Genomic DNA, 1,341 nt, shown 5'->3' on the forward strand with positions numbered 1-1,341 from the left:
TGCATTCCATCGAGCTGCTCTTCGACGGCGAGACCGAGGCGACGATCCGCGGGCTGTGGGACGCGCTGGCGGGCGCCGGGATTCCCAGCCAGGCCCCCGCCGGGAGACCGCACGTCACGCTCGCGGTGGCCGACCGCATCGCCGAGGAGGCCGACGCCGCGCTGCGGCCGCTCACCGGGCGGCTGCCGCTGGGCTGCGCCGTCGGCGCGTCGGTGCTGCTGGGGCGCTCCAATGCGATCCTGGCCCGGCTCGTCGTGCCGACGGCCGAATTGCTCGATTTCCACGCCGAGGTGCACCGGCTGTGCGGGAAGCACCTGGCCCCCGCGGCGGCGCCCACCAGCCTGCCGGGTCAGTGGACGCCGCACGTCACGCTGGCCCGACGTGTCGGCGGCCCGGCCCTGAGCCGCGCGCTGCGCATCGCTGGCCGGCCCACGCTGGTCGAGGGCAGCTTCGCCGCCCTGCGGCACTGGAACGGCGAGAAGAAGGTCGACCACCTGATCGGCTAACCGCCGAACAGCAGGTACAGGCCGGTGAAGGTGTAGCCGACCATGACCAGCATCATCGTCAGCTGGCCGGTGAGCTGGTGGCCCCTGGGCAGCAGCCGCAGGGCCTTGTCGTGGGCCGCGACCACCGCGAGGATGTGGCCGGTCACCACGCACGCCACCTTGATCCCGGCCAGCACCGGCGGGTGGGTGGACAGCACGTAGGCGACCTGCTGATGCGCCAGCCCCAGCACGTTCCAGCCGCGGCCGAAGGGGTCGGCCAGCGCGGACACCGCCTGCTGCCCGCGCTCGACGAGGTAGGTCAGGTAGTGGGCGAAGATGTAGCCCACCACGATCGGGATCAGGGAGTGCGCCAGCTGCCCGGGCAGGGCGCGGCGCCGCTCGCGGTCGACGCCGCCCGTTGCGCGGGCGGCGAGCGAAAACGTCACGGCCACAACCGAAATGAAGACTATGAGGCCCAGCGTCCGCAGCAGCGACGACGACGCCGCGGGCGCCAGGCCGATGCCGGGGGAGAGCCGATCGGCGAAGCCGCGCCACGTAGGCGACGACGAGAAACTGTCGAACGCCGTGGACCCGAGCAGCACCGCGAGCACCATGACCACGCCGGGGCGCACGGGCAGCGACGGCAGATGGTCGAGGGGGTTCCCGACGACGATGCGCCCGGTGTCGGGGTTGCGGCGAAACGGCGACAGGCGCGACACCGCCATGCTGTACACCCCGAACGGGTCGGCCCGGGCCAGCCAGCGCTGGCCGCACAACCAGGCGCCCGCCAGCGCGTCCCACAGCCCGCGGATCGTCGCCTCGGTCTCGCCGTCGAAGAGCAGCTCGATGGAATGCA

At 72.9% G+C, this 1,341-nt stretch carries 1 protein-coding gene and 1 pseudogene; one reads left to right on the forward strand and one right to left on the reverse strand.

Annotated features, from left to right (window positions below; genetic code table 11):
• Window positions 1-506, forward strand: a 506-nt coding sequence (locus A9X05_RS09310; protein ID WP_067780827.1) for a 2'-5' RNA ligase family protein, incomplete at its 5' end; no start/stop codon positions are given.
• On the opposite strand, the pseudogene A9X05_RS09315 reads toward A9X05_RS09310, so the two are convergent.
• A pseudogene (locus A9X05_RS09315) lies at window positions 503-1,341 on the reverse strand (hypothetical protein); the annotation flags it as partial. The gene A9X05_RS09310 and the pseudogene A9X05_RS09315 overlap by 4 nt on opposite strands.

The sequence above is a fragment of the Mycobacterium sp. E3298 genome (assembly GCF_001666895.1).
GTDB lineage: Bacteria > Actinomycetota > Actinomycetes > Mycobacteriales > Mycobacteriaceae > Mycobacterium.